28 protein-coding genes are annotated in these 25,554 nt (G+C 66.6%); 18 read left to right on the forward strand and 10 right to left on the reverse strand.

What is annotated here, in order from left to right; translation table 11 throughout:
- Positions 1 to 16 precede the first annotated feature (16 nt).
- The 7 genes from CRP45_RS33470 (at position 17) to CRP45_RS21420 (ending at position 5,028) form a co-directional block, all read left to right on the forward strand.
- Positions 17 to 739, forward strand: a complete 723-nt coding sequence (locus tag CRP45_RS33470; protein ID WP_143861506.1) for a hypothetical protein — start codon at positions 17 to 19, stop codon at positions 737 to 739.
- A gap of 77 nt (positions 740 to 816) precedes the next feature.
- Entirely contained in the window at positions 817 to 1,308 is a 492-nt protein-coding gene (locus CRP45_RS21390) for a DUF6630 family protein (RefSeq protein ID WP_143861507.1), read from the forward strand.
- 530 nt (positions 1,309 to 1,838) lie between these two features.
- A complete protein-coding gene (locus CRP45_RS33475) occupies positions 1,839 to 2,597 on the forward strand; it encodes a DUF6572 domain-containing protein (protein ID WP_143861508.1) in 759 nt (252 codons plus the stop codon).
- A 721-nt stretch (positions 2,598 to 3,318) separates the two neighbouring features.
- Positions 3,319 to 3,675, forward strand: coding sequence for a hypothetical protein (locus CRP45_RS21405; protein WP_143861509.1), 357 nt, complete (start codon positions 3,319 to 3,321; stop codon positions 3,673 to 3,675).
- A gap of 70 nt (positions 3,676 to 3,745) precedes the next feature.
- Positions 3,746 to 4,519 carry a peptidoglycan recognition protein family protein gene (locus CRP45_RS21410; RefSeq protein ID WP_179830952.1) on the forward strand — a complete coding sequence of 258 codons (774 nt, stop codon included), beginning with the start codon at positions 3,746 to 3,748 and terminating at the stop codon, positions 4,517 to 4,519.
- Positions 4,519 to 4,728, forward strand: a complete 210-nt coding sequence (locus CRP45_RS21415) for a hypothetical protein (RefSeq protein WP_097246526.1) — start codon at positions 4,519 to 4,521, stop codon at positions 4,726 to 4,728. The genes CRP45_RS21410 and CRP45_RS21415 overlap by 1 nt, the downstream gene beginning before the upstream one ends.
- Positions 4,729 to 5,028 (forward strand): hypothetical protein, encoded by a 300-nt coding sequence (locus tag CRP45_RS21420; protein ID WP_097246527.1) that lies wholly within the window; start codon positions 4,729 to 4,731, stop codon positions 5,026 to 5,028.
- Between the two features lie 101 nt (positions 5,029 to 5,129).
- Here CRP45_RS21420 and CRP45_RS21425 read toward each other — a convergent pair whose 3' ends face one another.
- A complete protein-coding gene (locus CRP45_RS21425; protein WP_097246528.1) occupies positions 5,130 to 5,525 on the reverse strand; it encodes a hypothetical protein in 396 nt (131 codons plus the stop codon).
- Entirely contained in the window at positions 5,522 to 6,697 is a 1,176-nt protein-coding gene (locus CRP45_RS21430) for a hypothetical protein (protein ID WP_143861510.1), read from the reverse strand. Before CRP45_RS21430 ends, CRP45_RS21425 begins: the two co-directional genes overlap by 4 nt.
- A gap of 332 nt (positions 6,698 to 7,029) precedes the next feature.
- Here CRP45_RS21430 and CRP45_RS21435 point away from each other — a divergent pair, with 332 nt between their 5' ends.
- From CRP45_RS21435 to CRP45_RS21445, 3 genes are all read left to right on the forward strand, one after another.
- The gene (locus CRP45_RS21435) at positions 7,030 to 7,239 is read left to right on the forward strand and encodes a hypothetical protein (protein WP_097246530.1); all 210 of its coding nucleotides are present in this window, start codon (positions 7,030 to 7,032) and stop codon (positions 7,237 to 7,239) included.
- A 593-nt stretch (positions 7,240 to 7,832) separates the two neighbouring features.
- Positions 7,833 to 8,177, forward strand: a complete 345-nt coding sequence (locus tag CRP45_RS21440) for a hypothetical protein (RefSeq protein ID WP_097246531.1) — start codon at positions 7,833 to 7,835, stop codon at positions 8,175 to 8,177.
- Between the two features lie 944 nt (positions 8,178 to 9,121).
- On the forward strand, positions 9,122 to 9,505 hold the full coding sequence (locus tag CRP45_RS21445) for a hypothetical protein (protein WP_097246532.1): 384 nt from the start codon (positions 9,122 to 9,124) through the stop codon (positions 9,503 to 9,505).
- Between the two features lie 408 nt (positions 9,506 to 9,913).
- Here CRP45_RS21445 and CRP45_RS21450 read toward each other — a convergent pair whose 3' ends face one another.
- Together CRP45_RS21450 and CRP45_RS21455 are read right to left on the reverse strand one after the other, a co-directional pair.
- Entirely contained in the window at positions 9,914 to 10,999 is a 1,086-nt protein-coding gene (locus CRP45_RS21450; protein WP_097246533.1) for a glycoside hydrolase family 183 protein, read from the reverse strand.
- A 169-nt stretch (positions 11,000 to 11,168) separates the two neighbouring features.
- A complete protein-coding gene (locus CRP45_RS21455; protein ID WP_067787065.1) occupies positions 11,169 to 13,004 on the reverse strand; it encodes an acyl-CoA dehydrogenase in 1,836 nt (611 codons plus the stop codon).
- Positions 13,005 to 13,234: 230 nt separating this feature from the next.
- On the opposite strand from CRP45_RS21455, the gene CRP45_RS21460 reads away from it, so the two are divergent.
- Positions 13,235 to 13,831 (forward strand): alpha/beta hydrolase family protein, encoded by a 597-nt coding sequence (locus CRP45_RS21460; protein ID WP_097246534.1) that lies wholly within the window; start codon positions 13,235 to 13,237, stop codon positions 13,829 to 13,831.
- A gap of 255 nt (positions 13,832 to 14,086) precedes the next feature.
- Here the strand turns inward: CRP45_RS21460 and CRP45_RS21465 are convergent, their stop codons facing one another.
- From CRP45_RS21465 to CRP45_RS21480, 4 genes are all read right to left on the reverse strand, one after another.
- A complete protein-coding gene (locus tag CRP45_RS21465) occupies positions 14,087 to 14,773 on the reverse strand; it encodes a class I SAM-dependent methyltransferase (RefSeq protein WP_097246535.1) in 687 nt (228 codons plus the stop codon).
- Positions 14,774 to 15,596: 823 nt separating this feature from the next.
- Positions 15,597 to 16,826, reverse strand: coding sequence for an erythromycin esterase family protein (locus CRP45_RS21470; protein ID WP_245910279.1), 1,230 nt, complete (start codon positions 16,824 to 16,826; stop codon positions 15,597 to 15,599).
- Between the two features lie 79 nt (positions 16,827 to 16,905).
- Complete coding sequence (locus tag CRP45_RS21475; RefSeq protein WP_425436955.1) at positions 16,906 to 17,979, reverse strand: glycoside hydrolase family 183 protein; 1,074 nt, start codon at positions 17,977 to 17,979, stop codon at positions 16,906 to 16,908.
- Positions 17,980 to 18,155: 176 nt separating this feature from the next.
- Positions 18,156 to 18,920 (reverse strand): crotonase/enoyl-CoA hydratase family protein, encoded by a 765-nt coding sequence (locus CRP45_RS21480; protein ID WP_084483072.1) that lies wholly within the window; start codon positions 18,918 to 18,920, stop codon positions 18,156 to 18,158.
- 135 nt (positions 18,921 to 19,055) lie between these two features.
- Between CRP45_RS21480 and CRP45_RS21485 the strand changes: the two genes are divergently transcribed.
- The 3 genes from CRP45_RS21485 to CRP45_RS21495 are packed head-to-tail and all read left to right on the forward strand — an operon-like array spanning position 19,056 to position 21,995.
- On the forward strand, positions 19,056 to 20,588 hold the full coding sequence (locus CRP45_RS21485; protein ID WP_097246537.1) for an acetyl-CoA acetyltransferase: 1,533 nt from the start codon (positions 19,056 to 19,058) through the stop codon (positions 20,586 to 20,588).
- Positions 20,585 to 21,349 (forward strand): crotonase/enoyl-CoA hydratase family protein, encoded by a 765-nt coding sequence (locus tag CRP45_RS21490; RefSeq protein ID WP_097246538.1) that lies wholly within the window; start codon positions 20,585 to 20,587, stop codon positions 21,347 to 21,349. The genes CRP45_RS21485 and CRP45_RS21490 overlap by 4 nt, the downstream gene beginning before the upstream one ends.
- Positions 21,350 to 21,353: 4 nt before the next feature.
- The gene (locus tag CRP45_RS21495) at positions 21,354 to 21,995 is read left to right on the forward strand and encodes a TetR/AcrR family transcriptional regulator (RefSeq protein ID WP_097246539.1); all 642 of its coding nucleotides are present in this window, start codon (positions 21,354 to 21,356) and stop codon (positions 21,993 to 21,995) included.
- Positions 21,996 to 22,161: 166 nt separating this feature from the next.
- On the opposite strand, the gene CRP45_RS21500 is transcribed toward CRP45_RS21495, so the two are convergent.
- The gene (locus CRP45_RS21500) at positions 22,162 to 22,953 is read right to left on the reverse strand and encodes an alpha/beta fold hydrolase (protein ID WP_097246540.1); all 792 of its coding nucleotides are present in this window, start codon (positions 22,951 to 22,953) and stop codon (positions 22,162 to 22,164) included.
- Between the two features lie 92 nt (positions 22,954 to 23,045).
- On the opposite strand from CRP45_RS21500, the gene CRP45_RS21505 reads away from it, so the two are divergent.
- The 3 genes from CRP45_RS21505 to CRP45_RS21515 all read left to right on the forward strand — a co-directional run bounded on the left by CRP45_RS21505 (position 23,046) and on the right by CRP45_RS21515 (position 24,290).
- A complete protein-coding gene (locus tag CRP45_RS21505; protein ID WP_067787098.1) occupies positions 23,046 to 23,270 on the forward strand; it encodes a hypothetical protein in 225 nt (74 codons plus the stop codon).
- Positions 23,257 to 23,553: a hypothetical protein gene (locus CRP45_RS21510; RefSeq protein ID WP_067787099.1), complete on the forward strand. Its 297-nt coding sequence runs from the start codon at positions 23,257 to 23,259 to the stop codon at positions 23,551 to 23,553. Before CRP45_RS21505 ends, CRP45_RS21510 begins: the two co-directional genes overlap by 14 nt.
- A 359-nt stretch (positions 23,554 to 23,912) precedes the next feature.
- The gene (locus CRP45_RS21515; protein WP_143861511.1) at positions 23,913 to 24,290 is read left to right on the forward strand and encodes a hypothetical protein; all 378 of its coding nucleotides are present in this window, start codon (positions 23,913 to 23,915) and stop codon (positions 24,288 to 24,290) included.
- A 242-nt stretch (positions 24,291 to 24,532) separates the two neighbouring features.
- Here CRP45_RS21515 and CRP45_RS21520 read toward each other — a convergent pair whose 3' ends face one another.
- Complete coding sequence (locus tag CRP45_RS21520) at positions 24,533 to 24,835, reverse strand: DUF1905 domain-containing protein (RefSeq protein WP_067787103.1); 303 nt, start codon at positions 24,833 to 24,835, stop codon at positions 24,533 to 24,535.
- 139 nt (positions 24,836 to 24,974) lie between these two features.
- Between CRP45_RS21520 and CRP45_RS21525 the strand changes: the two genes are divergently transcribed.
- Complete coding sequence (locus CRP45_RS21525) at positions 24,975 to 25,529, forward strand: flavin reductase family protein (protein ID WP_097246542.1); 555 nt, start codon at positions 24,975 to 24,977, stop codon at positions 25,527 to 25,529.
- The last annotated feature ends 25 nt before the right edge of the window (positions 25,530 to 25,554 follow it).

A 25,554-nucleotide genomic window follows, 5' to 3' on the forward strand; every position in this document is an offset into this window, starting at 1 on the left:
CGGACGATATGGGTTGGTGAACGAGAGGGAATTGGTGTTTACGGAGGCAGAGCGTCTGAAGCATGCCATGATCTCTGATCTCGAGGGGCGAATGGGTTTACTTGGCTTTCGGGAACCACAGCCGGCTTCGGGTGTGGACGGGATTCGGTTCGCGAAGAACGAGAAGGCCATTCCGTCGGCGTCTATGGTTGTTGAGGTCAGGTTCACGCGCCATCCTCGAGGTGGTCTCCAGGTGAACTCCTGGGCAAAGATCGAGTCCCGTAGTGTTCTGGAGATTCATAGTGCCCTACCCCCGGCCGCATTGCTAAAAGATGGCGAATTGCTTCGCGACTTTGTCGATCGAATAGACTTCGACATTCTAGTGAATCCGATCGATCCGATGTCATTGCGTCCTGTGTTGGATCTGGGGGGCATGGAGATCAGGGGCGAATGGATCGCGAAGACTGTCGCAGGTCCGGTTGACGATTGGTTCATGAAGCGCGACTCGCTGGAAAAGCTGATAGAACTTGCCAAGCTGGTACCGATAAAAGGCGGCTCGCGAAAGGTCTCACCGGGCCGTCTGCGTGGAGTAGTTCTGCTCTGTCTGGTCAACGAAATGTGGGATATTGCCGCATCTCTGATGGATTGGTATGTCATGCTCGACAGTTACAACGTACTGGACTCGCCGGAGCGGATCGCAGAATTCGATAAAGCCTTGAAGTCGCGATTCGGTCAGTATGAAGCCCTCAGGAGTTCATGAGCTGAGGGATTTCGGTGGCGACGATATTGCGGTTTTGAATGCTTCCAACTGCAGTGCAATTCGGAGATTGGTGGACGATGAATACAGGGATCGCGCGGGAGTCCATGGTTTCGATTGCGGAGCTACTGGCGCCGGATCGACCGGACGTGGTGAGGGAAGTTCGGACTGATCCGGATGGAAATACTTGGCGGGCCTTGATTCGTGCGCTCTCGGAGCGCGGGCTCGTCGCGGTGTTCGATTGGGAAGATGATCCGGGCGAGATACGGTCCTTGCTGGAGGCGCTGCCTTCATTCCCTGACGATCTGTCGTGGAGTTGGTACGGAGCGTACGAGTCCGAGGTGGACGACTTGGATCAGGCCGAAGCTGTCGAACGTCTGCTGGAAGTCGTTGGCGAGGGATGTGCCCGAATCGGAAGGGTTCTCCTCTCCCTCGAGACAGGAAGCGACAGCTACGCGGTGATCTTCATGTCGGCTGACGACTACGCGAGAGTGCCAGCACTTGGTCTTGTCGGCTTGGAATCAGTCCGTTTGGGCCAATGGTCCGGCATCGAGATGCCGTCAGAGTCTTGAACCTGGAAGGCTTCCTGGTTGGAGATCGAAGAGCGTCGTGGTTGCGTGCCCCGTGATCGCCACGCCAATCAGGCTGTCGGGCTACAAAAGGTAAGTGCGCCGAGAGGGGACAGTCGTGGCCGTTAGCGCACCTCGGTTGATGAAAAGGTCGGCGAGCAACTGACCGACGTGTTGGCAGCCGAGGGCTTCGATCGCTCCGAACCGCTGGACGACCTGGGCGCCGCTGGGCCCGCAGCCAAGAAGCCATCCTGGATCAGGGTTTGGTTCGTCGGGCCCGACAGTGGAGTGCCCCAGGTGACCTCGGCGGTAGAGGCCACCATCTAGGGAAACGGCACGGTGGCGTTGGGATCGCGGCGAGCGCGCGGATCGTGTTGTCTGCCGTCGAGGATGTACTGCGCGATATGCCGGCGGAAGCGTTGGCGAAGGGTGGTTGGGGCCAGGCATCACCTACGAGCAGACCAGCCCATGAGGAACAAGAACCCCGGCCGTTCCGGCCGGTACTCCATCCCTTCCAACTGATTAGGAAGCCCGTGAGCGTCAGCGAACACGACCGGATCGATCAAATTTTCGTGAGCCCCGAGGGCCGGCTTGTATTGGCCATGTCGGAAGAGCGACCTTATCGGCCCGAGAATTCGCACGTTCTGGATGAAGACTTTCGCAACAAGATCAACTCGTACATTCATGCGGCTCGGGTGGGTCATGCGCACCGTCTCGCCCACGAAAACGGTGTCGCGGAGGTCAATGGCATCGACATCGTTCTGTACAGTCGCACGCATCCGTCTCCGGCTGTTCTTCGCTTGATCGGGCGGGTAAACGAAGAACTTTCCGCAGAGGGTATCGGAGCGAGATGGGAATCCATTGCTTCCGAAGACCTCGGTATCGAGGTAATCGAGAGGGCTCTGGTCAACGAGTCGGTCCGACTGGTGGGTTCCGACTGGAAGTTCGCGCTGATGTGGGTGACTCTGATCGGGCGTGATGGAGCAGCTGGTATCCAAGTCGAGCATCGAGATGGTTCGATCGTCAATGTTCGAGCATCCGAAGGGTTGTTGGCGCTGCTCTCAGAACACAAGCGTGCCTTCTCCGATTCCCGGCTCGGCACCTGGCTCAGCGGACAAATCCTGACCAAAGGTGACCACACCTACAAGTCGCAATTCTCCAATTCGGACGTTCCGGAGTGGATGCCACAGCCAACCGCCGACAATCTGCGCGCGGAGCTGGACATGTATCCACGGGAAGCCGGTGAAGTGCCCGTTTGGGTCACGGAGCGCATCCGTAGTGCACAGGGTTGATCGACCCGCTGGATCTCGATCGCCGACGGGGAAGTAGGCACCGACGGCATGTTGCGGCGGTGGTGTCCCACGGGTATTACGGCCAGTCGAGCGAGCCGGGCGATCTTGGCATCGCGAGGTAGCTTGCGGTCCTCGTGGCACCCGGCTGCGTTGCCCGCGAGGGCAATCGAGACATCGGATACGTAGTCGACCCCATCGTTACGGGCATTGTCGTCCCACGCCTTCGCGAGGAGAGCCGCGAACTCTAGTGAGGGTTCGCCGTCCCAGCGAACGGGATTCGTAGCCTCGGGCTCTGCGGGATCGCCGATCCGCTTCACGCTCGCCCTCCATTTCGCCATGCCGCGTCGACGCGGGTGACCGTGTCACCGTGCAGGGCTGGCCCAGCCACGCGGCAATGGTACGTGGCGGCACCGGCACCCGGGTTCGCGTGGAACGCCCTCCGACGTAGCTGAGAAATACGCCAATCCGCTCTGTACGTCGCCAAGCGAACGGATTGGTGGCGAACGCCGCGGAAGGGCGGCTGCGGTCGTGGCAAACCAGCCGATCACTCGACGACCCGGGTGAGCACCACCCCGGGCGTCATTCACGACTTCTCCGGCATGGCCCCGACGCGCCGCCATTGCGGTGGTACGGGGGGAGCCGACGAAGCGCCCTGCGCAACAGCGCGGTGCGAGTTCGACAGGGGAGCGTTCCTCACCTGTCCTGATCATGAGAGTTGTTCATGACAAAGATCGTTTGCATCCTGATTCAGCCCAACACGGAGTGGACGAGTATCGAGGTGCCCGCGGGCAGCTCGCTCGTGTGGGCCGAGCCGGGCGGCATCGTCGTCGGTGGCGGTACTCCGAGCGGCATCGCCACTTTCTGGCGCACGGAGGACTACTCGTTCGGTGCCGAGCGGTGTCTGATCCGCAACGGACCCCGCACCGACCCGGGTTCTCCCGGCGAGGAACAGCCCGACTTCCCATACGTGGAAGGCGGCCTCCAGGGCGCTGTTCCCTTCATCAACGGCGACTACCTCCTGTGGTGGAAGAAGAGCGCGTACGACGCCTACCCGCCGAACTCGGCTTCGGGCGAATAGCAGGTGATGCCGCCCCGGCGAAGCCCGTTCGCCGGGGCGGCATTTCGGTATTCGGAAAGGTAGGACAGTCATGTCTTGGACTGGCGATCCGGTCTGGCTGGCGGACGTCCTCCGCGAGGAGGGCCTTCGCGTGGTCGAGTTTCCCGGCTGGCGCGAGCGCGGGCACGGTGACTTCGGCGAGATCTGGGGCGTCATCGCCCATCACACGGGCGGTTCGCACACGCCGTCGGCCGAAATCGCGTATGGGTTCGCGCATTTGGCGGGGCCGTTGTCGCAGTTGCACCTCGACAGAGACGGCACCGTCACCGTTGTCGCCGCGGGCGTGTCCTGGCACGCGGGCCGCGGTCGGTGGCCGGGGCTGCCCGAGGACGACGCGAATTTCCACACCATCGGTATCGAAGCCGTGAACAACGGCACCGAAGGGTGGTCGCGTGAGCAATACGACGCGTACGTGAGCTGCTGCGCGGCGATTCTGCGCAGGCTGGGCCACGGGGCCGATCGGGTGATCGGCCACAAGGAATGGGCCGGATCCAAACAGGGCAAGTGGGATCCCGGCGGCATGGATATGGACCGATTCCGCGCCGATGTCGCGGAACGATTGAAAGGCGGTGTGCTGATGGCACTTTCCGATATGGAGCAGCGGGAACTTCTCGACAAGCTGCGCAGAGTGCATTTCGAGCTCACCTACGGATTCCAGTCTCGGGTGGCCGATTCCGAGTACCGGGACACGGTGGCTGGCTATGTGCTCAACTCCGACGCCGCCGACTACCGCAACGAGCAGCGGCTGAAGGCGGTCGAGCTCAAGATCGATCGGCTGCTCGACGCCATGGAAGGAAAGATCTGATGCTCGTCACCAAACTTCCCGAGCCCGCACTGGCGCGCTCGGTGCTCGTCGCGATCACCGGCGTGATCGCGTTCGTCGTCGGCCATCAGATCGATGTCTCGTGGATCGAATCGGTTCTGACGATCTACGGTCTGCTCACTCCGGTGATCGCGGGCGCGGTCATTCGGCCCGCGGTCACGCCGGCCGTTCGACAGGACGGCGGACGATGAATGGCGCAGAGTTGGTTGAGTCCCGAACTGGTGCAGGCATTCGGCGTTGCTGTTGCCACGGTGATCGGCGCTGTCACCGCGTGGCAGGCGCGTGAGGTCGCGAAACTGCGCGCTCGTGTCGAAACTTTGGAGAGCCAGGCGGCCGACGACAAGAAGCGCTTCCGCGACGCGATCCGTTTGATCCGGGCCCTCCAGCAGCACATCGATGAGCTGCGCGGCTTTCTGCGCTTGCATGTTCCCGGACAGGAACCGCCGGTCGCCCGATACGAAGTTCCACCCTCTTTGCAAGAGGAGATCTGAGCGGGGGCGTGCAGCCTTCGCTTCGGCCGCGCGCGGGCAGACGGTGGGGCTTTGCTCCGGCCATGCGCGGGCTGAGATTGCCCTTTCCGGCCGTGCGCGGGCTAAGGACCCTGCTCAGTGGTTCCGTCCACTATCTCCACCGGCGTATGAGCATGAATCTTCGCAGCGGTCGGCGTGGACGGAGGTGCGCCCGATTCGGTCACTCCGCTGGGCAGGGTCGGCGAGCCATCACGGCACAGGGCGTGCGTAACTCCCCACACCACAACGCGGTAGGTGAGGACGGCCGGCACGACGACAAGCAGCACTATCCGCAGTGTCACCAGCATGGCGCTGACGGTGAGGAAGCCGAGGCCGAGGCCGTCGGGCGAACCGAATCCGTGTCGCGCGGACAACGCCGTCAGGACCGGGTGCAGGGCGAGGGAAAGCACCACCAGGATCACCGGGATACGGACCCGCCGCCACCCGGTGCGCAGGCGGGAGGTGTTGAGCAGGCTCATGGCGCGAGTTCCGGTCCGGAGGTGAGGAAGGCAAGTAGTAGGGCGTTGCCGATCACCCCGCCGGTCGCGAAACGCATGCGTGGCCCGCTGCGCAGTGGCATGCCGAAGAGGTCGGTGGTGCGGAACAGGCGGGTGAACATGTCGCGGTGGCCGAAGGCGCGGGCCGGGGCGAGCGCGAAACCGGTTGCGGAGATGGAGATTCCGAGCATCAGGGGACCGCTGTCCATATCTCCGGCTCCGTGATGGCCTGCGCCGTATTCGTGGATCGCGCTGAAGCCGAGGATATTTCGCTCCTGGCGGAACAAGACGGTCGCCAGCTCCTCGGCGAGTGCCCGGTCCGCGAAGCCGGCGAAGTAGGCCGCCAGTCCGGTTCCGGAGGCGCGTGGGGCGTCTTGCGGCTTCCCGTCGACACCCATGCGTTGCAGCAGCAGTCCGGTGCCCCGATCGATCTGTACCGCGCGCACCTGCTGCGCCCAGTGTGCGAGGACCGCCTTGTGGTCGATGCCGGTCGCGCGGCCGTGTACCGCGATCGCGGCGGCGACGGCCGCCACGTCGGTGGGGTAGGCCCGGCCGGGGAAGGTGTCCAGCAGCGCAGTTGGCGAGGCGAGTAGTCGCCGCGCCAAGGAGGCGATCAGCGCGTCGTGTCGGTCCGCGAGGTCGGGAGGGAACGCCGGATCGACGAGGCGGGCCATCCCGAGCGCGAGGGCGGGGTAGGAGAGGTAGGCGTGGCCGTTCGGACTGTCGAGTTCCGCCATCCCGTCCTCGCCGTGCCAGGCCGAGGTGAACTCGGTGCGCATCTCGGGCAACAGACTCTTGACTGCCGCGCGAGTCACGATGGGGGCGTAGCGTTCCCGCAATTCGGGGTGCTCCAGGCAGACTTGCGCAAGTCCGAGCGCCGTCATTTGATGCGCGAGCAGGCCCCACATTTCGGCGAGTCCTTTCTCCGACCCGCTGGCGCGCCGATGATCGTCATCGGATTCGAATGCCACCAATTCTTCGGCGAGTCCACGCACCAGTGCCGGATCCCCGCGGTACCACCCGTCGGCGTCACGACCGCACCACCACCTCGGCAGCGAGCCGGCGACCGCCACCGCCACCACGATGCCGAGCACTATCGCGAGCGGACGGCGAAACTTCGGTAACCGACGCACCGGGCCGGTCGGACTCCCCATGGCCCGAAGGTACCGGAGCCGCGCACGAATACCCCGGCAGCGGCGAGCAATTCGTACCCATCGCGCGGTCGGCGGGATGAGGCTTTCCGGGAATGCGGCCTCGGCGGTCGAATCACTCCTCGAGTAGGCGGATTGGGGCGTGCGTGGCGGGGGTACGAAGAAGTGGTGCGGGCGAATCGACGAAAGCCTGCAATTCGAGGATTTCAGGGGGAATTCCTCGATCGAGCCGATGGGTCGGTTCGGCGTTGACTGTCGTAGCGCTGTGATGGACACTCTTGTGTCGGCCACGTGCGGTTGGCCGTGAAGAGATCGTTCCAAGGGGAAGTTGCTCGATGACCAAGATTCGCGCGTTCGGAATTGCCCTCGCTGCTGCGGCGGGGATCGTTGCCGGTTCCGGTGTGGCAAGCGCCGAAGCTGTCCAGCCGGTGCAGCCCGCTGCTCCCGCGGCGCAGCAGGTCGCGGACATGTACCCGATCGACAAGATGATCATGGACCTGGTGAAGGCGCTGTCCTCCGGTTCGTCGGGTGCGGGCACCCAGTAGGCGTCCGAGTGACGAAGTGCCCCGTCTCCCTTCGGGAGGCGGGGCTTTTTGTGTTTTGTGTCAGGGGCGGCGTTGCGTAGCGGTGTTGCCAGATACTTCCAACTGCAAGTTTCGATGCGAAGCTTGCAGATTGCGAGAGGCGGGCTTTGTGATTTCGCGGGCATTCCTCGGCATTTGCCCAGGTGGCACGTTACGGGTCAATTCTGTGAGATAGATCTCACCGCGCGATTCGAGTGGAGGTGAGCCCGTAAAACTCCGGTCTTGCGATCGGGGAATTTAGGGCCTCCTTACCGCCTCGGGTTAACGAGTGCCTACCGCGAAGATGCTGAAAAATCCGGGCCTATCGGCTGGTAGGGCGACTTCTGAAAGTGCCTTTCCACATCGTGTAGTTGCTGTTCGGGCAGTGGCTTCAGTCGCGAGGCAGCAAATTGTGAAGGTTTCATCTCGGGCGTCTCGCAAAATTCGAGTTACTTACGTCCCATTCGAATTGGGCCTCTTCGTCGTTAACGCTCGGAGCCCTGTGATAGAACAATTTCGTCGGCCACCAGCAGGTCGCCGACGGAGGGAAAATCTTCCAAGGGGACTGTTTCAAGATGAAAATCATTCGTTCGTTCGGGTTCGCTTTCGCCGCCGCTGCCGGCATCGTGCTGGCCGGTTCCGGCCTCGCCACCGCGGACGACACGGGCTCGGCCGAATCGCTGACCACGCTTGCCGAACTGCTGGCGACGGGTTCGGCTGGCGAGGCCAAGCCGGCGGCGAACGAGACCGGAACTGGTTCGGCTGAGTCGTTGGCGCCGCTGCTCGAGCTGCTGGCGACGGGTTCGGCTGGCGAGGCCAAGCCGGCGGCGAACGAGACCGGAACTGGTTCGGCTGAGTCGTTGGCACCGCTGCTCGAGCTCCTCGCCACCGGTTCCTCGAGCGGCGACGCGACGAAGTAGTCCGGCGCGAGCCGCTCGGTAGTCCTGTCGCCGACGCTGCGCAGTGCACCGGCGTCAACGCGACGCGATAGTCCCGGCACCGCACGGCGCAGGGAAGCTGGTCGGCAATCGACGCGATAACCCTGACGCCAGCGTGACACGGCAATCCGGCGTCAACGCGACGCGGTAGTCCTGGGAACCCGTCCGCAAAGGTTGGACAAGCAACGCCGACCGAGGGTCACCATTGGTCGGCCCACCGTGCTGGAGGTCACCCTCGGTCGGTTCCGCTGGGGCACGCGGGTCGGGTGAATGACGGCCGCATCCAGTCGGTCTGCCGGGGTGACGGTGGCCTTCGGTCGGTTATCGGGCCGACCATTCTGGACGCGGCACCAGCGTCAGCGCGTGCGGTAATCCCGGTCAACGCGTGCGGCAGCCCTGGCGCCGACTCGACGCGATATCCCGCGTCAACACGATGCTGCGATCCCCGCACCGACCCGACGCGGTCGAGCTGATCGCCAATCGACGCGACAACCCCGCGCGGCAACCGCCGACACGAATTGCCCCGCCTCCTCCGAGGCGGGGCAATTTTTCGTTTTCGAGCCCGAAACCTGCGAGTTCGCCAACTCGCGAAACCGCCGATTACAACCAATGGAATCAGCGCGATCGGCTGTTGTCATCGCCAAAATTCCGTTCGGAAGAAATGTTTGCCAGAGCCGGTGACGCCGGACACGTAACCCGTCATCGCCCAGCCATCTCCATCACTGCACGTCAGCGCAGAAATCCTGGTAGAACCACACACCACCACGCTTCACTCGGTCACCCCCGCGCAAGTGAACTACTCGTAACTGATCATTTGCGCTGCGTTCATCATCACGTCGTGGCCCGCAAATCTCGCGTGATAGACATAGGCCCGCGTCGGCCGCAGCGTGTTGCCGGCGAGAGCTTTCGAGGAAGAGAAGAATTCGATGAGCAAGATTCGTGTGCTCGGCATCGCTGTGGTCGCCGCCGGTATCGTCCTTGGTGGTTCCGGCGTGGCGTCGGCGGAGACCCCGACCGGCTCGGCCGCCGGTTCGTCCAACTTCGCCACCGGCCTGACCAACCTGCTGACCTCCGGCTCGGGCGGCGTGAAGCCGCTGCCGACCTCGACCGAGGCTCCGACCGGTTCCGCCGCCGGTTCGTCCAACTTCGCCACCGGCCTCTCCCGGCTGCTGTCCTCCGGCTCCGGCGGCGTGAAGCCGCTGCCGGTCGCGGACGGCTACCCCAACCCCTGGCTGGACGGCTGGAGCGCCGGGTCCTCCAACCTGCTCACCGGCCTCGGCAACCTGATCGGCACCGGCTCGGCAGGCTGATCGGCACCGGCTCGGCAATCGGCACCGGCTCGGCAATCGGCACCGGCTCGGCAATCGACACCGGCTCGGCAATCGGCGCTGGCTCGGCAATCGGCGCTGGCTCGGCGGGCTGATCGGCACCGGCTCGGCGGGCTGATCGACCCCCGGCTCGGCAATCGGCGCTGGCTCGGCGAGCTGATCGACACCGACTCGCATGGCGCGGCGACCCTGACTCCGGCGCGCAGAAGGTGTTTCGCGTAGGCAGACTGAATCGACACCTCGACCTGACAGGAGTCGTGGCATCTGACCGTAGCCCAAACGCGATGACGGATGTAAGCCACCAGGCAGATCACCTGCCCCGCAGACGAGAGCGGCCCGGGAAACCTCCCGGGCCGCTCTTCTCGTCTCAGCCGTTCCTCGGGTACACCCCTACAGCGGCGTCTTCATCAACACGACGTTGTACTGCGTGTGCACCGTCAGCAGGAAGTACAGATCCGACCCGGTCTGATACGGGAAGATCATCGGCGCGTACGCGGTCGGCAGCGCCGCCGCCTCGACCAGCACCCGCGGCGCGCTCCACGGTCCCTCCGGCGACGAAGCCGTGCGCATGACAACGGAATTCGCCGGATCGGTCGTCAGCATGACGAACTGACCGAGATACTCGTTCCACATCACCGAGAGCTCGGCGACGCCGTCCACGATCGGCGCGGAGGTCTTGGCGTCGTGCGGCTTCCACGCGCCGCCGTCCCAGTACTCGTAGGAGTCGATGTTGGCGATGTCGGCTTCCCTTGTCCGCGAGACGAACCCGGGATTGTTGCGACCCGCGGCGGTGCCGTAGCGATAGACGTAGCCGTCGTGCTTCAGAAAGGCGTTCTGCTGGAAACGCTCGTGCCCGTCGACGTTGGCGCGGCGGGTGTTGGGCAGCGGCGCCCAGGTCTGGCCGCCGTCACCGGAAACCGCGAGGGTGGCGAAGTTGGTGTGCCACTTGCCGTGATCGCCCCACTCCCGCACCGACATCAGGCTCATGTACTGCACGCCGCCGACCGAAATGCCCGCGGTCGGAATGAGACTGATCTCGATGCCGGGAATCTTGGGGCTCGGCAAGGGATTCGGCACGACGCTGTCGAAGAAGATGCCGCCGGACGGATCTTTGGTCGTGCTGCGGAACAACACGTTCGAAGTCCACGCCCACATGCTGCCCGCGAGCAGGTTCGGCACGCCGAGTCCGGCGCTGTCGCCGAAGGCGGTGATCATCCGGCCGCTGCCGTCGTCCCACATGATGCCGAGGTCGGTGCCGAGCACGTTGACGTTCTGCGTCCGGTTCGGGCTGTCCATGCCGGTCATCTGGAAGACGGCCTTGGTCGGCCCAGGCAGCTGCGGTAGTCCGCGCCAGCCGTTGAGCACCGGGATCGGGTTGACGTTGTTCGGGTCTGCGGCGGCGGGACCCGCCAGCACGACCGTGCAGGCCGCTGCGACGGCCCCGGCTCTTGCGAGAGCGGACAGCGATCGTTTCATCCGGACGGATCCCTTCTGTTGCGCGCGCGTCTGCCCCGAACATTGTGCCTGCCCGCCGCGGATTCGGGGCAGGAGTGAAGTTGTGGGACCGGACACGCCTATACCCGAAACGCCGAAGAGCGGCCCGGACGAATCCGGACCGCTCCTCGGGTGTTTCGAGCTACGAGCCTCAGAAGGCGGCTTCGTCGAGCTCCATGATGTCGTTGTCCAGGTTGGCGAGGATCGCGCGGGTGGCGGTCAGCTCGGGCAGGACGTTGCGGGCGAAGAACTGCGCCACACCGATCTTGCCGTTGTAGAACGCCACGTCCGAGCCGGTGGCACCGGCGTCGAGGGCCGCGATGGCGACCTCGGCCTGGCGCAGCAGCTGCCAACCGATGAGCAGGTCACCGACGGCGAGCAGGAAGCGCACCGAACCCAGGCCGACCTTGTACAGCTCGGACGGCTGCTCCTGAGCGCCCATCAGGTGGCCGGTCAGGGTGGCGGCCATGGCCTGGACGTCCTCGAGCGCGGTGGCCAGCAGCTTGCGCTCGCCCTTCAGGCGGCCGTTGCCCGCCTCCGACTCGATGAACTTCTGGACCTGACCCGCCACGTGGGCCAGTGCGACACCGCGGTCGCGAGCGATCTTGCGGAAGAAGAAGTCCTGCGCCTGGATGGCGGTGGTGCCCTCGTACAGCGAGTCGATCTTCGCGTCGCGGATGTACTGCTCGATCGGGTAGTCCTGCAGGAAGCCGGAACCACCGAAGGTCTGCAGCGACTCGGTCAGGTACTGGTAGGCCCGCTCGGAGCCGACACCCTTGACGATCGGCAGCAGCAGGTCGTTGACCCGGAAGGCCACGTCCTCGTCGGCGCCGGAGACCAGGTTCGCCACGTCGGCGTTCTGGTGCGCGGCGGTGTAGAGGTACACGGCGCGCAGGCCCTCGGCGTAAGCCTTCTGCAGGGCCAGCGAACGACGCACGTCCGGGTGGTGGGTGATGGTGACGCGCGGCGCGGTCTTGTCGGTCATCTGGGTGAGGTCCGCACCCTGCACGCGCTCCTTGGCGAAGGCAAGGGCGTTCAGGTAACCGGTCGACAGGGTCGCGATGGCCTTGGTGCCGACCATCATGCGGGCGTTCTCGATGACGTCGAACATCTGCGCGATGCCGTTGTGCACCTCGCCGACCAGCCAGCCCTTGGCGGGGATGCCGTGGCCGCCGAAGGTCACCTCACAGGTGGCCGAGACCTTGATGCCCATCTTGTGCTCGACGTTGGTGACGAACACACCGTTGCGGTCGCCCAGGGTCTGGGTCTCGAAGTCGAAGTGATACTTCGGCACGTAGAACAGCGACAGACCCTTGGTGCCCGGGCCCGCGCCCTCGGGGCGAGCCAGCACCAGGTGCATGATGTTCTCGAACAGGTCGTCGGAGTCACCCGAGGTGATGAAGCGCTTGACGCCCTCGATGTGCCAGGAGCCGTCCTCCTGCTTGATCGCCTTGGTGCGGCCGGCGCCGACGTCCGAACCGGCGTCCGGCTCGGTCAGCACCATGGTGGCGCCCCAGTTGCGCTCGGCGATGATCTGAGCCCACTTCTTCTGCTCGTCGGTGCCGTTGTTGTAGAACACCTGCGCGAAGCCGGCGCCCGCGCCGTACATCTGAGCGGGCGGGTTGGCGCCGAGGATCATCTCGCTCAGTGCCCAGACCACGCTGGAGGGAGCGCCGAGGCCGCCGAGCTCCTCGCGGACGCCGACCTTCATCCACTCACCCTCTTCGAGGGCGCGGTAGGACTTCTTGAACGCTTCCGGCAGGGTGACGGTGTGAGTCTCGGGATCGAAGACCGGCGGGTTGCGGTCGCCCTCGACGAAGGACTCGGCCAGCGGGCCCTCGGCCAGGCGACGCACCTCGTTGAGCATCTCCTTGACGGTGTCGCTGTCCAGGTCGCCGTAGGCGCCCGCGTCGAGGAGGGTGCCCAGTCCGAGGACCTCGAAGAGGTTGAACTCAAGGTCGCGGACGTTGCTCTTGTAGTGACCCATGGTCTGTACTCACTCTCCGTTGAGTTGGTGCGGTCGGTTTGGTTGCCGTTCCCGCCCGTTGTCGCCACCGGGGTAGTGTCCGGTTTTCCGCATGCTACTCGCGGGTAACTTATGCGTCATATTACCGGCCGGTAAGGGGCTGGCAAAGACTGCGGGGCGCAATGTGACGCGATAAACAGCCTCTGAGCGCGGCATCTGTGCTCTCCGCTCGGCGGCGGATACGGTGAGGTGTGCAGATCGAGACGAGCGCGGGCCCCGCGGAGATCGAGCTCGACCGGCCGCGCAAGCCGGCCTTCCTGCTGCTGCTCACCCACGGTTCCGGCGGCGGGGTGGAGGCGAAAGATCTTTTGGTCGTGCGCGATTCGGCGCTCGAGCTGGGCGGCGCGGTGGCCAGGGTGGTGCAGCCCTACCGCGTCGCAGGGCGGCGCGCACCCGGTTCCGCGGTCAAGCAGGACGAGGCCTGGCTGGAGATCGTCGCCGCGCTGCGCAAGAAGGTGCGCGGGGTTCCCGTGATCCAGGGCGGGCGCAGCAACGGAGCCAGGGTCGCCTGTCGGACGGCGGTCGAGGCGGGGGTTCGCGGCGTGCTTGCGCTGTCGTTTCCGCTGCATCCGCCGGGGAAGCCGGAGAAATCGCGGCGCGAGGAGCTGCTCGCGGCGGGCGACATCGAGGTCGTCGTGATCAACGGGGCCAACGACCCGTTCGGCGTGCCCGATCCCGCCGACGCGGCCGAAGTGCGGGTGATCCCGGGGCAGCCGCATTCGTTCCGGGCGGGGTTCGACACCATCGCGGCGACCGCGCAGCCGTGGCTGCGCCACTGGTCGGAGTAGGGGTTCGCGCCGGTCGGCGATCTAATGCGCTTTTCCGGGCTCTGAGGGGCGTCCGCGACGTGTGCGACTGCCGAAGACGGTTTCGCCGCGGCCTCAGGGCATGGGCTGCACGGCAGGTGTGACTGCTGAGTTGGGCGCGACTTTGTCCGCGGTGGAGATCTGCCGCAGGATCAGTTCGGGGAGATCAGAGCTGGGCTTGCCGCGAGCGCCTGCCGTGCGAGAGGTGCCCGGTTCGGGCTGCGGTGATCGACCCGGTCAGGAGGGGTTGTCCGGCTCGACGGGCTCCGGCGCGGGTTTGGTTGCGATGACCAGCGCGTCGATGGCGTCCCTGTGCTCGGTCGGTCGCAGCACCCGTTCGGCGGTGCGGATCTCCAGGTCGGAGGTCGCAGCGAGATCGGCGACGATGTCGTCGGGAGTGAAGAGGATCGATGGGTCCGGTGGTCCGCCGAAGCCCTCCGCCAAGTTGAGGGTGTCGTGGCCGAGGACGAGCAGCGTGCCCGCTGGGGTGAGCAGTTCGGCGGCGCGGCGCAATACCGCGCGGCGCTGCTCGGCGGGCAGGTGCAGGAAGACCATCAGCACCAGCTCGTACGGGCCGGTGACCCCGGCGGCGTCGAGATCGGTGACGTCCGCGCACTGCCAGGTGATGCGGCCGCGCACCGACCGGGACAACCGCGTCGCCACGGTCCGCCCCTTGTCGATACCGACCTGCGAATAATCGACCGCGTGCACCTCCCAGCCGTGGGTGGCGAGCCAGACCGCGTTGCGCCCTTCGCCGCACGCCAGGTCAAGCGCCCGCGGCAGCGTCTCGCCGTCGGCGGTGCCGGGCCGCGGCGGCACGCGCCGGTCCAGCCCGTAGACGTGCTCCACCACGGTGCTGTTCGGCGGTGCGCCCCAGACCAATTCACTCTGCGCGTACCGCGCGTCCCAATCGGCCGCATCCATACCCGCGAGTCTAGGAACCGCCGCGCGCGGGCGGATGGTTGGCACTTCTGCCCGCACCAGACGGGGGACTCCGCCAGGGTCCGCCACCGCCACCGTCGCTGCCACCGCCGCTACCGCCACCACCCTGGGCTGCCGTCGCCGTCACCGCCGCTGCCCGTGGGGGCCGACCGCGCCGATTCTCGGCCATGCCGTGTACGCGGTGGGGACAGTCCGCTGCGGTCGCGCGTGCCCGACGGCGCGCTTGGGCGAGCCCGCGAAATCGACGGGAGTCATATGGTGGCTGTTTGATCTTGAAGAGCCACCATATATGACTACCGTCGAATCCATTTCTCTATCGACGGTAGTCAAATGGTGGTCAGGCCCTTGACAGGTCAGAGCTCGCTTTCGCTTTGCCCACTCTCTGGACGCAACCACGGCCGGATGACCACGCCGGAAGCCGAACCCCGTGTCCACCGACTGCGGGAGGTAAGCCGGGTACGGCAGGCGACGCGCCCAGCACCGTTGGATGGATACTTGGGACCGAGTGCGTGCCCGAGCGGGCGTGCCCTCGGAACCCGTCGCCCACCCGAGCCCCGGAAAGCCGACCTCCATCCGACAAGCGCCCACCGCACCCCGTAACGGAAGCCGAGCACCTCGAAACTCGCCGCCAACCCCAGCGGCACACGCCCACCGACCCCGTAGCGAAAGCCGAGCACCGCGAAACTCGGCGCCAACCCCAGGCACACGCCCACCGGTGCCCATTCCTGCGCTTGCCCGCGACGCTGCGCCAGGGGTTGAACCTTCGGCGCCGCACCGGAGTTCGCGCATCACCTGTCGGCGCCACTCAACCTGAGAACGCCGGAAGCCACTGCACAGGTGACGTCTCACGAATATGAACCAGCACGTCGAACGCACCTGCCAGCGACGGCACGTTGATGTGCGCCTCGGCGTCCTTCGCCGGGTCGTAGATCCCGCTGATCGTGCGCAGCTCGGCCGGGGCGTGGCGCCATGCGTCCACCAATTCGGTTGCCGCCGTGCGCAAATCGACAGAGAACGCCGGCAGATCCACTTCGCCGAGCAGCGCGTCCACCAGCTCCGGCCGCGGCCGCGGCGCCTGAGCCATCCCGAGATCGCCGTGGTGGAATCCGATGGCGACGGCGACGTAGTCCGTGCCGAAGTGATCGCGCAGGTGGGCGCCCGTCCCGCGGAACTCGCCCGCGGCCGAGCCGACGCCGAGCGCCTTCGCACTGACGTGGGCGATCCCGTCCCAGTACGCGATCTTCGCGCCGGTCTCGCGCTGCCATTCGATGACGCGCTCGGCCGACGGCCGCTCGTCGCGGGCGAAGCCGCCCTGCCCGGCGACGCTGTGCTCGTGGAACTCGACGATCAGCCGCGCGTGTGCGCGTGCCGTGCGGTGCTCTTCGGTATCGGGCAGTCCGTCGAGCAGGGCGAACGCGTCGCGGGCGTGTTCGGCGAACGGGCGTCCGGGGTGAATGCCTTGGTGGCGCTGGACGTGCTCGTCGATCTGGTGCGCGGTGCGGATCGGGTTCAGGTGGGATTCGGCACGCGCCAGCCGATCCGGTGCGACCCGGCGCAGATAGTCCAGCACCGCGTCGTAGTCGGAGGGTTCCGCATGCGGCGGTTCGACGCCGAAGACGCGGATCGGATCGTCCGGATGCTGCTGATTGAAAAGCCTGATCCAGGCAAGCGTTTCGACCATCTCGACCGTCCGCAGCGGCCGCCACGCCCCGGCCAGCGCGGTTTCCGGATCGCCCGCCCCGGTGCGGACGTACTCGTCGAGGCGCTCGCCGGAACGCGCGCTGTCCTGAATCGCCAACGCGCGGAACCCGTGCCGTTCGACGAGCGCGCGGAAGAGCCGCTCCCGCACGCCGTAGGTCTGCCGGGAGAACCTGGTCGACTCGCCGAGCCCGACGATCGTCGCCGAGCCGAGGGTCCCGACGAGTTCGTCGAGATCCGGCCCGACGACGCCCGGCTCGGTGTTCGCCACGGGGCGTGCGGTGGTGCGCAGCCAGGCCGCCAGTTCGGCGGAGGCGATGCTGGATGCAGAAGTCACTGTTCCTCCCGGAGTTCGCGTTCTGCCGCCAGCCTCATACATCAAGCATTGTTGAGGTCAAGCGCTCCGGGAAAAGGGATTACAACGTCGTACGCATCAACACCACGTTGTACTGACTGTGCACCGTCGTCATGAAGTACAGATCGCGCCCGGTCTGATACGGGAAGATCGACGGCGCGTAGGCCGACGGCAGCTCCCTCGAATCGATCAATACCTCCGGCTCGCTCCACGGCCCCTCGGGCGAAGAGGCCCGCCGCATCACGACCGAATTGAACGGGTCGGTAGTCAGCGAGATGTACTGGCCCAGATAGTCGTTCCACATGACCGACAGTTCGCCGACGCCGCCCATGATCGGCGCCGCCGCGTTGACGTCGTTCTTGCGCCAGCCTTCGCCGTCCCAGTACTCGTACTCGCCGAGGTTCTGGATGTCGTGCTCGCGCACCCGGGCGATGAACGCGGCGTTGTCGCGTCCGGAGGGTGTGCCGTACTCGTAGACGTATCCGCCGCTCTTCAGGAAGGCGTTCATCTGGAAGTTGGCGTTGCCGCCCTCGTTCGGGCGCCGGGTGTGCCCGAGATCGGCCCAGGTCTCACCGTTGTCGGCGGAAGCGGCCAGGCCCGAGTAATTGGTGGTCCACTCGCCGACGTTGTCCCAGGTCTTCACCGACATCAAGCTCATGTACTGGACGCCGTCGACCGAGATACCCGCGGTCGGAATACGGCTGATTTCGATGAACGGAATCTTCGGGCTCGGAATGAGATCGCGCGCCTGCCCGAAGACATCGCGCACCGCGCTGTCGAAATAGATGCCGTTGGCGGGGTCCTTGGTATTGCTGCGCACCAGGATGTTGCTGCGCCACGCCCACATGCTGCCCGCGAGCAGGTTGGGAAAGCCGAGTCCGGCGGTATCGCCGAACGCGGTCAGCATCTCGCCGTGGCCGTTGTCCCACATGATGCCCAGATCGGTGCCGAGCACGTTGTAGGTCTGGGTGTTGTTGGGGCTCGCCATGCCGGTCACCTGGAACACCGCTCGGCTGCGGCCGGCCAGATTCGGCAGGCCGGTGGTGCCGTTGAGCACTGGAATCGGGTTGATCGCGTTTGGGTTTGCCGTGGCGGGGGTAGTTGCCGTGAGAAGCAAGGCCGTGCCACCCGCCAGAGTCGAAAGCAGGATTCTTGCGGTCTTGTTCAAAGTCGTGGGCCCTCCGGGTCTCGCCGAAACAGGCCTCGACACACCACCCCCCGATGTGTTCCGAAGCACATTTCGAATGGCTGGCAAATCGACCGAAATGCTAGCAGTCGAACCGGGGAAATTGGTGGCTTGCGATCTTGTCCCTACGAATTGTTGCTTTCGTTGTGCGATCTTCCATCTCGCTTCATGGCCAAGCGCAGTATCAACGGCAGCTGCGTCGCGCGCTCGATTCCGAAGGTGCGCCGGGCCGACGCGTGCCATGACCGCTCGAACAGCCGCTTGGCGCCCGCGACCGCGTGCGGCGAGCGCGCCGCGATGCGTTCGGCCAGCTTCTCGGCGGCCGCCAGCGGGTCGGCGGTCACCTCGGTGATCAGGCCGATGCGCTCCGCGTAGGCGGCGTCGACCACGTCGGCGGTCATGGTCAGCAGCAGCGCCTTGTCGATACCGATCAACCGGGAAAGCGTCGCCGCGCCGGTCATATCCGGGACCAGACCGTGCTTGGCCTCCATCACCGAGAACTCCGAGTCGGGCGTGGCGAAGCGAACGTCGGCCGCCAGCGCGATCTGCAATCCGCCGCCGAAACAGCGACCGTGCACCGCCGCGATGACCGGAACCTCCAGCCGCCGCCAAGCCCAGCAGGCCTCCTGAAACGTGTTGGTGCCGCGCCACGGCAGCGGCACGAAATTGAGCGCGCCCGCGAGCGGGTCCTTGGTCGCTTTGGCGACATCCAAGCCGCTGCTGAAGCTGGGGCCGTTGCCGGACAGGATCACGGCGCGGACGTCCTTGCGTTTCGCGACCGTGCGCGCGGCGTCGACCAAGCCCTCGAGCATCCCGATGGTCAGTCCGTTGTGCTTGTCCGGCCGGTTCAGGTTCACGTAGGCGCGGTCGCCGTCGAACCGGAGCGCGATGTGGGAGTCCATGGCCAGATCTTACTCGCGAGTCAGTTCTTGTCTACGGGCTATTGCCCTGGTCGGAGGGGTCTGCTTCAATCGAAATCAAGTTACCGTCAATGTTGACGGTAACTGGAGTGAAGCGGAGGAACAATGCTGCCAGCCGGAATGGATCCGCGGACGCCGGTGCTCGTCGGCGTCGGGCAGGTCGTGCACAGGACGGGGGAGCCGGGGCTGCCCGGCCCGGTCGAACTCGCCACCGAATCGCTGCGCCGGGCGGGCGCGGACAGCGGCACCGGTGATCGGCTGTTACGCGCCGCCGATCTGGTCGCCGCGGTCGCGCCGGTCAGCAAGCCATATCCGGATCTGGGTGCGCTGGTGGCGGCCGAACTGGGAGCCGCGCCGAAGCGCACGATGCAGTCCGTGCGATTCGGTGGCGACGCGCCACAGCGGCTGCTCAACACGGTCGCGCAGGCCATTGCCGACGGACAGTCCGACATCGCCCTCATCACCGGCGCCGAGTCCGTGGCCTCGTGGAACGCGGCGACCCGAGCGGGAACCGCGCCCGGCTGGCCCGAGCAACCGGAGGATGTCGCCCCGACCGAGGTGATCGGCTCGGACAAGGCGCCCAACTCCGAGATGGAGACCGCGGCCGGGCTGTGGGGTCCGGTCTACTTCTACGCGCTGATGGAGACCGCGCTGCGCGGCAGGCTAGGGCTGAGCGAGGACGCGCACCGCGAGCGGATCGGCGGACTGTGGTCGCGCTTGTCGGCGGTGGCCGCGAAGAACCCCTACGCCTGCCTGCCCGCCGAGCAGACGGTCGCCGATCTGGTGACGCCCTCGTCGAGCAACCGGCTGGTGTCGACCCCGTACCCGAAACTGCTGGTCGCGAACCTGTCCGTCGATCTCGGCGCGGGACTGATCGTGTGCAGCGCGGCCGCCGCCGACGCCGCGGGAGTCCCGCGCGATCAGTGGGTCTTCCCGCACGGCGGCGCGACCGCGACGGATGTCTGGTTCGTCTCCGAGCGCGCCGATATGAGCGCATCGCCCGCGATCGCGGCGGCGGGCCGGTCCGCGCTCGGCGCGGCGGGTATCGGCATCGACGATGTCGCGCACGTCGATCTGTACTCCTGCTTCCCCGTCGCGGTGCAGGTCGCCGCAGAGGCGCTCGGTCTGCCGATCGACGATCCGGCGCGGCCGCTCTCGGTCACCGGCGGGCTGACTTTCGCGGGCGGACCGGGAAACAACTACGCCACGCACTCCATTGTCACCCTGGCCACACGGCTGCGCGAGGATCCCGGCTCTTACGGTCTGACGACCGCGCTCGGCTGGTACATCACTAAGCACGGCGTCGGCGTCTACTCGACTCGCCCGCCCGCCAACCTGTTTCGCGCGGTCGAGGCCGAGGTGCCAGACGCGCGTCGCGAGACCGCACCCGGCTACACCGGCCCGGCGACCGTCGAGGCCTACACCGTCGCCTACCGCAAGGGCCCCGCGCCGGAGCACACCGACGAACCCGAGGCGGTGGTGATCAGCGCGCTGAATCCGACGGGCGCACGCATACTTGTTCGGGTTTCCGACGCCGAGACCATCGCGGCGTTCACCGACGGCGATCCGATCGGCGCGAGCGCCCAGATCACCGCCGCCGACCAGCTCACCCTGCGCACCGAGAGGACCCTCCGATGACCGACCAGGTACTCGTCGAACGCCGCGACGCGATCACGCTGTTGACCGTCAACCGGCCCGAGGCATGCAACGCGATCGATCTCGCCACCGCGCAGGCCATCGAGGCGGCCGTCGACGAATTCGAGGCCGACGCCGACGCGCGCGTGCTCGTGCTGACCGGCGCGGGCGGAACCTTCAGCGCGGGAATGGATCTCGTCGCGGCGTCGAAGGGCGAGATGCCGATGACGCAGCGCCGCGGCCCGCTCGGTATCGCGGCGAAACCGCCCGCCAAGCCGATGATCTCGGCCGTCGAGGGTTTCGCGCTCGCGGGTGGTTTCGAGCTGGCGCTCTCGGGCGATCTGATCGTCGCGGCGCGGGACGCGCAGTTCGGAATCCCCGAGGTGAAGCGGGGTTTGGTGGCCGCGGGCGGCGGTGTCCTCCGGCTGACCCAGCGCCTGCCGCGCCCCATCGCGGCCGAGCTCGCGCTGACCGGCGGCCGCATCGGCGCCGAGCGGCTGTATCAGCTCGGGCTGGTCAACCGGGTCACCGAGCCGGGCGCCGCGCTGTCGAGCGCGCTGGAGCTTGCCGCCGAAATCGTCGCGGCCGCACCGCTTTCCGTTGCCGCGAGCAAGCGCATCATCGACGAGTCGCCGGACTGGACGGTGGCAGAGGCGTTCGCCAAGCAGGGTGAGATCGCGCTGCCCGCGCTGTTCTCCAAGGACGCCGCCGAGGGTGCGCTGGCGTTCGCGCAGAAGCGCGAACCGAAGTGGCAGGGGCGCTGACCCGATGACGGAACGCGTCCGGGAGACGCAGGCGCAGCGCCGCGCGCGGATGCGCACCCGGCTCCTGGACGCGGCGATCGAGAGCTTGGTCGAGGTCGGTTACGCGGGCACGACGACGCTCGAGGTGCAGAACCGCGCGGGAGTCCCGCGCGGCACGTTGCAGCACCACTTCCCGACCAAGCCGGACCTGCTCGCCGGCGCCGTCGAACATCTTGCTGCGCGCCGATTGGCGCAGCTGACAACGGAATTCGCGGCGATCCCCGAGGACGTCGATCGACTGGCGACCGCCGTCGAGCTCACCATGCGCATGTTCAGCGGTTCGTCTTTCCTTGCCGCACTGGAGATCTGGGTCGGCGCCCGCACCGACGCGGAACTGCGTGCGGCCTTCCTGCCCTTGGAACAGCGCCTCTTCGAGCTGATGCACACCAGCATCCGCGACATCTTCCGCGCCGAGTTCCCCGACGATCCCCGGGTGCCGACGATCACCGAGTTCACCATCGAGATCATGACCGGCCTCGCCATGCGCGCGCTGCTGACGGGCAATGTGGAGCGAAACCGAATCCTGCAGCAGCGCTGGACCAATGCCGTCCGTGTCCTACTCGGCACAGCGCCGCCCGGCACCCTTCTCGACCCCCGCCCGGTGTGAATGTCAGCCCGACTGAAGGTGCCTCCCAGCCAGCCAGACGGACCGGATGTCGCCTTCGCTCGAAATGTCACCCACGGTTGGGATCGACCGAAGGCGGCCTTCGGTCGGACTGGGTGGGTGGCGGCCACATTCGGTCGGCGGCGACACGCGGGCCAGCGGGTGTGCGCTACCTGCGGTGCGCATCCAGCTGGTCCAGTAGCAGCCGCGCGCAGCCTTCTGGGTCGTCGAAGTACGGCGAGTGCCCGCTGCCGCGCAGCGTGACGTGCTTGGCGTTGGGCAGTTCCGCGCGCGCCCTACGGTGCTGGGTGGCGTAGGTGAGGAGGATGTCGCGGTTGCCCCAGGCGACGGTGACGGGAATGTCTGCGAGCGCGCCGATTTCGGGCAGGCGGACGTCGGTGAACGAGGCCAGCGCTTCGGCGAAACCGGTCGACTCGATCGCGCCCTCGGCGGTGCCGATCGCGACCTGCGCGTCCACCGCCCACGGCTTGCCGAAGATCAGGGACAGGAAGACGGTGCGGCCCGCGGCCGTGCCGAGGATCTTCGGGAGCAGCGGACGCAGAGTGCGCGCGAGAACGACCGACTTGCCCAGCGACTGCTGGCACCACACCCGGCCCGCGGTGTCCCAGAATCCGGCCGGGGAGTACGCGGTGACCGAGCGGGCCAGCCCGCGCGCGCCCAGTTTCAATGCGATCAGCCCGCCCATCGAGTTGCCGCCGAGGTGCGGACGCTCGATGCCCTGCGCGGCGAGCCACTCGGCCAGCGCGTCGGTGAGTTCGTCGACGGTGGTGTGCGGCAACGGGTCCGAACGCCCGAAGCCGGGCAGATCGACAGCGATCACGTCGAAAGACGCGGCGAGCGTGTCGATGATCGGCTCCCAGATCTGCCAGCGGCTGCCGACGCCGTGCACCAGGACCAGCGGTTCGCCCGTGCCGACTCGGTGATGGTTCCACGCAGTCATGCTCGTCCTTCGTCTGTTGGCGGTGCGCCAACAGTATCAGGGCATCCGCGTTTCCGCTGGCAGAGTGCTCGTGCGCGGGTACGATAAATGGTATGGCAACGCGTAAGGTCACCCTCTCGCTGGACGAGGCGGCCTGGTCGTTCGCGGAACAGGCGGCGGCCAGGGCAGGCATGTCGCCGTCGGCGTGGATTTCCAAGGCAGCGCGGCGGGAAGCGGTGCGCACGGGCGTCGGTCCGGTGACCGACGTGGCGGCGGAAGCCGCGGCCGACGAGGCGGAGCTGGCCGCCGCCGAGGAGGCGATGCGTGCGCAGGGGTGAACTGTGGAGCTATCACCCGCACGGTTCGCCACGGCGCCGTACCGTCGTGCTCATCAGCAGCGACGGCATCAACGACTCCCCACGGCAATGGCTGATCGCCGCCGAACTGCTCGACCAGGATCCGCAGGACATCCTCGCGGTCCAGGTGCCAGGGCGCGGCTGGGTGCACGCGGGCAATATCGGCCGCATCTATCGCGGCTGGCTCGCCGAGCGCATCGATGACATGGACGCCGAGGTGCTGGAACGGTTGGACACCGCGTTGCGCGCCGCGATGGACTTGTGACGGGGGCGGGTTTGCCTGCGGATGGTGTGGTTCTCCGGATGAGTACCCTGCAACGGGAAGGCACGGTCTGCTCGTGTGCCGTCACCGCACAAGCGCACGTGCCAGGGGCGGGAGCGGGAGCGGGTTTGCCTGCGGATGGTGTGGTTCTCCGGATGAGTACCCTGCAACGGGAAGGCACGGTCTGCTCGTGTGCCGTCACCGCACAAGCGCACATCCCGGGGGCGGGGGCGGGGACAGGTTTGCCTGCGGATGGTGTGGTTCTCCGCATGAGTACCCTGCAACGGGGAGGCACGGTCTGCTGTCAACGGACATGAGCACCTGGCTACCCGCGAACGAGCGGGGCGGGTATATCTGATCGGGTGCGGAAATCGGTGATCGCGGTGGCGTGTGTCGCGCTACCGCTGTTGGCGGGTTGTGGGGACGAGACGAGCACGGCGTCGGATACGTCGACCACGAGTGCGCCGTCGGTCACGTCCACGGCACCTGCCCTGCCCGCGGGGGACCTGAGCCAGGCCGACATCGCCACGGCGCTGGCCGCTAAGGGGTTGCCCCCGAAGCAATCCGAGTGCGTCGCGCGAATCTACGTGGAGGAGAAGATCTCTCAGGACGGGTTGCGCAGGATTCTCGCCGCGGATCTGAGCGGCCCCGTCGATCCGGTGCTGCTCGGGCTCAGCGCCGAAGACCGGACGCGGGTGGGCACCGCCAGCCAGCGGATGGTGCAGGAGTGCATATTCTGAGGGCCGGGGACGCGGCCACGCGACCGCGGCGAGCGGTTCACCGATCTCCTGGTGGCCACCCGTGCGGCCACGACCGATCGGAGCGGAACCGGTTGCCGAAGAGCAGGTGCACTCCCGGACGCAGCTCGAGGACGGACGTTCGATGCGGCTGCTCGGCCCGAGTTGTGCCTGTGACGCCTCGGGGACGGACGTTCGACGCGGTCGCTCGCCTGGAGTTGTGCCCGTCGACCTCTCCCGAGGCGTCAGATGGCGATCGTCAGATCGATCTCGGCGTGTGAGCCGTCGACGAGATCCTCGGCGATCCGGACAGGCTTCTTCACCGGCAGCACGTACGTCCCTCGCTTCTTGTCCGGGAACAACGAGGTAGACCACGTGCTCGCGCCGATCCTGACGTGCACGCGGACCGCACCGAACCCACCCGATCGGTGCCCGTAGCGCTCCTCGATCTCGTCGGCGATCTCCTCGGGCAGCGACACGAAATGCCAGGAGCCCTCGCCGGAGTGCTCCCACACCCGCGCCGTGAACGAATACCGCGAACCAGCCACGTGGTGACTGTAACGGTGCGGTCCGACATCGGACCGGCCCTGCGCAACAGCCGGACCGACACCGCCGCCGGTTCTCCTTATTTCGATCGCGGTGCGCGCAACCCGTGAGTACGCCGACCATCGGGTTCATCGTGGGGTGATGACATCCCCACCGACCTTCGCGGACCTCCTGCGGTACAACTTCGAAACCCCCACCGATGGAACGGGATTGCGTCGCGCGTTCGCGAACTTCCCGAGCGGTGTCGTCGCGGTCTGCGCCGAGGTCGACGGCACACCGCACGGTCTCGCCGTCAGTACCTTCGTGCCCGTCTCCCTCGATCCGCCGCTGGTCTCCTTCTGCGTGCAGCACAATTCCTCGACCTGGCCGCGCCTGGCCACCGCGTCTCACCTCGGCCTCAGCCTGCTCGGCACGAACCAGACCGACGCCGCCCGCGCGCTCGGCACCCGCGACGGAGACCGCTTCCGCGCCAGCGAATTACACCGCGGCACCGGTGACGCCGTCTTCATCCACGGAGCGTCCGCGTGGATCGAGGGCGTCCACGAGGCGCAGGTTCCCGCGGGCGACCATCTCGTCGTCATCCTGCGAATCCACCGCCTCGCCACCCGCCACGACATCGACCCTCTCGTCTTCCACGGCAGCCGCTTCCGCCGCCTGCACGCCGAACCGAGCGAGATCGCCGACGTGGCGAGCTGACCACTCCCGGCTCTACCCTGGGCCG

Origin of the sequence: Nocardia amikacinitolerans, assembly GCF_900215415.1 — a bacterium.
Lineage (GTDB): Bacteria > Actinomycetota > Actinomycetes > Mycobacteriales > Mycobacteriaceae > Nocardia > Nocardia amikacinitolerans.

Coding starts and splice junctions, on each gene's coding strand:
- CRP45_RS21465 (WP_097246535.1), bottom strand. CDS start 14,773: ATGGATGCGGCCGATTGGGACGCGCGGTACGCGCAGAGTGAATTGGTC.
- CRP45_RS21505 (WP_067787098.1), top strand. CDS start 23,046: ATGGCAACGCGTAAGGTCACCCTCTCGCTGGACGAGGCGGCCTGGTCG.
- CRP45_RS21405 (WP_143861509.1), top strand. CDS start 3,319: ATGACAAAGATCGTTTGCATCCTGATTCAGCCCAACACGGAGTGGACG.
- CRP45_RS21410 (WP_179830952.1), top strand. CDS start 3,746: ATGTCTTGGACTGGCGATCCGGTCTGGCTGGCGGACGTCCTCCGCGAG.
- CRP45_RS21390 (WP_143861507.1), top strand. CDS start 817: ATGAATACAGGGATCGCGCGGGAGTCCATGGTTTCGATTGCGGAGCTA.
- CRP45_RS21425 (WP_097246528.1), bottom strand. CDS start 5,525: ATGAGCCTGCTCAACACCTCCCGCCTGCGCACCGGGTGGCGGCGGGTC.
- CRP45_RS21490 (WP_097246538.1), top strand. CDS start 20,585: ATGACCGACCAGGTACTCGTCGAACGCCGCGACGCGATCACGCTGTTG.
- CRP45_RS21485 (WP_097246537.1), top strand. CDS start 19,056: ATGCTGCCAGCCGGAATGGATCCGCGGACGCCGGTGCTCGTCGGCGTC.
- CRP45_RS21435 (WP_097246530.1), top strand. CDS start 7,030: ATGACCAAGATTCGCGCGTTCGGAATTGCCCTCGCTGCTGCGGCGGGG.
- CRP45_RS21430 (WP_143861510.1), bottom strand. CDS start 6,697: ATGGGGAGTCCGACCGGCCCGGTGCGTCGGTTACCGAAGTTTCGCCGT.
- CRP45_RS21525 (WP_097246542.1), top strand. CDS start 24,975: ATGACATCCCCACCGACCTTCGCGGACCTCCTGCGGTACAACTTCGAA.
- CRP45_RS21495 (WP_097246539.1), top strand. CDS start 21,354: ATGACGGAACGCGTCCGGGAGACGCAGGCGCAGCGCCGCGCGCGGATG.
- CRP45_RS21440 (WP_097246531.1), top strand. CDS start 7,833: ATGAAAATCATTCGTTCGTTCGGGTTCGCTTTCGCCGCCGCTGCCGGC.
- CRP45_RS21450 (WP_097246533.1), bottom strand. CDS start 10,999: ATGAAACGATCGCTGTCCGCTCTCGCAAGAGCCGGGGCCGTCGCAGCG.
- CRP45_RS21455 (WP_067787065.1), bottom strand. CDS start 13,004: ATGGGTCACTACAAGAGCAACGTCCGCGACCTTGAGTTCAACCTCTTC.
- CRP45_RS21500 (WP_097246540.1), bottom strand. CDS start 22,953: ATGACTGCGTGGAACCATCACCGAGTCGGCACGGGCGAACCGCTGGTC.
- CRP45_RS21420 (WP_097246527.1), top strand. CDS start 4,729: ATGGCGCAGAGTTGGTTGAGTCCCGAACTGGTGCAGGCATTCGGCGTT.
- CRP45_RS21445 (WP_097246532.1), top strand. CDS start 9,122: ATGAGCAAGATTCGTGTGCTCGGCATCGCTGTGGTCGCCGCCGGTATC.
- CRP45_RS21415 (WP_097246526.1), top strand. CDS start 4,519: ATGCTCGTCACCAAACTTCCCGAGCCCGCACTGGCGCGCTCGGTGCTC.